Origin of the sequence: uncultured Agitococcus sp. (assembly GCF_937920075.1) — a bacterium.
GTDB lineage: Bacteria > Pseudomonadota > Gammaproteobacteria > Pseudomonadales > Moraxellaceae > Agitococcus.
This window is the reverse complement of the sequence record NZ_CALETI010000026.1, coordinates 1-3698: the sequence shown is the minus strand read 5'-3', so window position 1 is coordinate 3698 and position 3698 is coordinate 1. Positions and strand designations below refer to the sequence as shown.

The window sequence follows — 3698 nt, the reverse complement described above, 5'->3', positions numbered from 1 at the left end:
AGAAAAAGTGAATGTGCCTAGTTTTCCTGTGCCTGTTCCAGCCAAAGGTTTAACCTGTTTAGTTTTGGATGAAGATGTCGCTGTTTTTGAAACGGTGAAAGAGCTAATGGGTACACAACATAATGTGTTATGGCGTACTACTATTGCCAGTGCGTTAACGGTATTAGCCACACAGCCAATTGCCATTTTAGTCACTGAGTTGCAGCTTGCTGATGGTGATGCCTCAATTATGATTAAAACTCTAAAACGTGAGTATCCCGATTTATTAACTATTATTAATACTTGCTTTAAAGATACTCAACGTGTGGCGAGTTTGATTAATCAAGCGCAAGTATTTAGATATTTACCTAAGCCTTTACGTAAAGGGTTATTAGCAAAAAGTTTAGAGTCAACCTTGGCGCGTTATAAGCAGTTGCAAGATGTACCTGTGTTAAAAGAAGCTATTAAATTAGAGCAGTCGACAGACATTCAAGAGAATGTGGTGAGTAGTAAGATTGCTGATTATTTAAGCCGCTTACGTGCTAAAGGTTTTGGCGGATCAAAACCAGCGTTGGCTTAGGCGAGTATGACTAACGAAGAAATTCCCTCTCCTATTAGGAGAGGGCTAGAGTGAGGTCTTATTTCGCCCCAAAAAATTGTTCTAGCTGTACACGCATTTCTTCATTAAGGTGACAAGTCATAAACTTGCCATGACGTTCGATCCATATTAACTTGGCATTTACCAACTCTTTAATATGATGAGAAACCGTTGGTGCACCAATGTTGAGTTTGTGCATAAATTCAGACAAGCCAAAACAACATTCATTTTGTTCGCATTTGCCAGAAGCGACGATTTTTTCGCGCAGTTCTAACAATTCTAAATACATTTGCAAACGATTAGGATGGGATAAGGCTTTAAAAGCTTGCGCCATAGCATTTAAATCTTTCATCTTACTACTCTATACCATCATCAATATAATGCTTATTAGTATAACACAATTATATTTTGATAAGTATCGAAATATTAATAGGCTTTGGCAAATTGACGCTAAAAGCGAAGTAATAGGGCAAGTGCGGCTAATTCTTGTTGGGTCGCAAGCGGAGCAGGACGATTGAGTTTTTGTCCATTCCAACGAGGAATAACATGGGTGTGAAAATGAAATACATCTTGGCCACCTGCTTTGCGATTGTGTTGCCAAACGGTGATGCCATCTGCTGCTAAAACCGTCATTTGGCGTTTAGCAACTTGTTGTGCCAAGTCCATCACCGCAAATAAATCTTGTTGTTCAATGGCTAATAAATCAAGACTATGACGTTTGGGAATGACTAAAGTATGGCCTTTGCTCAGTGGGCGAATATCTAAAAAAGCTAAAGCTAGGTCTGTTTCTGCAATTTTGTGACAAGGCGCTTGGCCTGCAATGATTTTCTCAAAGATAGTAGGCATTAGGTTTATCCTCTCATAAAAATATGATTATTTTTAGGACTGACGCGGTTATCGCTTATTTGTAAGCATTTTAATCGTTTTCAACGATTTAATGCTTACAAAACGCGTTAATTTCGGTGAAATGCGCAGCCCTGCATATATCAGCTTTTGATGATTTTTAGTTTGACATCTATCGAAGTATGTAATAATTTGATGGGTATCGAACTAATGCTGAGTTGATTATAACAATGAAAGAACATATTTTAATTATTGGTGCTGGCGCAGTTGGGCAGGTGTATGCCTATCATTTGGCACAAGCGGGTTATCACATTCATTTTTTGCTAAAAGAAAAATATCTAGAAGAAGCACAACAAGGTTTTGTTTTGTATAACTTACGCCAAGACAAACAGCGTCAGCAAGCGATTATTTTTAACAATTTTAGTTGTCACACCTCATGGCAAAGTTTGACCAATATTAAGCTTAGTCAAGTCTGGCTGTGTGTATCCAGCACCGCTTTGGCAGCCATGGATTTAGCTCCGATGAAAGCAGCAATTGGAGATGCTTTAGTAGTGGTTTTGCAACCTGACCCTGATGATGTGAGTCGTGTGCAACAGACCTTTGGTAAAGAGCAAGTCGCGGCAGGGATGATTAACATGATTAGTTATCACACACCCTTAGCCACCGAGCAAACAGCACGTGAAGGCATTGCCTTTTGGATTCCCCCTGTGATGCCTATGCCAGTTGATGGTGAGGTTGAAGGGGTGTCGGCATTGTTGGCCGTGTTAAAAAAAGCCAAAATTAGTGCCTTGTGGCAAAAACAATTTGCGATTGCTAATGCCCACAATACAGGCTTTTTGATGGTGTTTTTGGCCGCTTTAGAATTAAGTGATTGGCAATTTAAGCAATTATCAGCAAATAAAGCGTTATTAAAAACGATGATAGCCGCACAACAAGAGGTATTTGCTGCCTTACATGCAGAATATGGTAGTAAAGCCAGTATGGTGTTGCGACAAATAAAGCCGTGGATGTTACCAGCTATTCTCAAACTAGCACGTCATGTTGCGCCTTTAGATATGGAAACCTACTTACAAGCGCACTTTATGAAAGTACGCTCACAAACCTTATTGTTGTTAGAAGCTTATGTTCAACGAGCTAATAAAAGTGGTATTGCTGTGCCAAATTTGCAAGGGTTGGTGGATAAGTTGGAGAGATAGTAGCGTGGGTTGAGGTACGAAACCCACGATAATGAAATGTCAATTGTGGGTTTCCTGCGTCAACCCACACTACTTATACTCGTTAAGCCATTTCCCACAACGTAGTCAGCATTTCTGCTGCGCCACCACGCAAATGATAGCTTGCTAAACGTGATAGCTCACTATCAATAGGATTAATCTCAATAACAGGAATACCTAATTGTTTTGCAATAACAACAGGTTGTTGAATATAGGGAAATTGAGCACTTGTACCCACCACCACAACCACATCAAAAGGCATGGTATCTAACAATTGATAGAGTTGAGAGAGGGCTTTTTCGGGTAACATTTCTTCAAACAACACCACATCAGGTCGTATTAAACCGCCGCACTGAGGGCAATGTGGTGGTAGGCTGATAGTTTGTTGGTAGTTAGCCAAAAGTTGTTCAGCCGTACTCTGAAAATCACAATCAAGACAATATAAACGTTCAGCACGGCCATGAATTTCGATGAGATTTTTGCTGCCTGCTTGATGATGAAAGCCATCAATATTTTGGGTTAATACCCATGTATTGGGTTTATTTTTTTCGATGTCGGCAATAATCGCATGGCCTTGATTAAACTTAGCTTGATAACACGCTGAACCAATTTGCCACAAATATTTCCATGTAATTTCAGGGTGACGGCGAAACATCGACGCACTTAATGCAGTTTCGATAGCATAGCCTTCGTCTGTACGTTGACCTTCATACAATCCCCCAACCCCGCGATAGGTCGGTAATCCTGAATCTGCCGATAAACCTGCACCTGTAATAAATAATACCGATTTGGCTGATTTAATTAGTTGTTGGGCGGAGGAGAGCGGAGTGGTCATTTCAACACCACCCCATCACCATCAAACACATTAATTTGCAAAGGAATACCTGCTTGCACACTTTGCGACACGGTACAAAAATCTTCAAACTGCGCCAAAATCCGCTCTAAGTGCTCAAACTCGGCAGCCGCTTTACCTAAATTAATGTTGGCATTAATTTGCGTCACGCGTAAGCGTTTTTGCTCATTACGGTCAACCGTACAACTAATGGTTGTCTGAATATTGTCGG

General features: G+C 40.4%; 6 protein-coding genes. 2 read left to right on the top strand and 4 right to left on the bottom strand.

The window, feature by feature from the left end:
- A partial coding sequence (locus Q0212_RS00735; RefSeq protein WP_297920746.1) for a hypothetical protein occupies positions 1–559 on the top strand: 559 nt, incomplete at its 5' end.
- A gap of 58 nt (positions 560–617) precedes the next feature.
- Here Q0212_RS00735 and Q0212_RS00730 read toward each other — a convergent pair.
- Entirely contained in the window at positions 618–929 is a 312-nt protein-coding gene (locus tag Q0212_RS00730; protein WP_297920744.1) for a helix-turn-helix transcriptional regulator, read from the bottom strand.
- Positions 930–1027: 98 nt separating this feature from the next.
- Positions 1028–1423, bottom strand: a complete 396-nt coding sequence (locus tag Q0212_RS00725; RefSeq protein ID WP_297920742.1) for an HIT family protein — start codon at positions 1421–1423, stop codon at positions 1028–1030.
- A gap of 227 nt (positions 1424–1650) precedes the next feature.
- Between Q0212_RS00725 and Q0212_RS00720 the strand changes: the two genes are divergently transcribed.
- Positions 1651–2616: a ketopantoate reductase family protein gene (locus tag Q0212_RS00720; protein WP_297920740.1), complete on the top strand. Its 966-nt coding sequence runs from the start codon at positions 1651–1653 to the stop codon at positions 2614–2616.
- Positions 2617–2698: 82 nt separating this feature from the next.
- Here the strand turns inward: Q0212_RS00720 and Q0212_RS00715 are convergent, their stop codons facing one another.
- Both Q0212_RS00715 and Q0212_RS00710 read right to left on the bottom strand, forming a co-directional pair.
- Positions 2699–3469 (bottom strand): NAD-dependent deacylase, encoded by a 771-nt coding sequence (locus Q0212_RS00715; RefSeq protein WP_297920739.1) that lies wholly within the window; start codon positions 3467–3469, stop codon positions 2699–2701.
- A partial coding sequence (locus Q0212_RS00710) for a hypothetical protein (RefSeq protein WP_297920737.1) occupies positions 3466–3698 on the bottom strand: 233 nt, incomplete at its 5' end. The genes Q0212_RS00710 and Q0212_RS00715, both read right to left, overlap by 4 nt.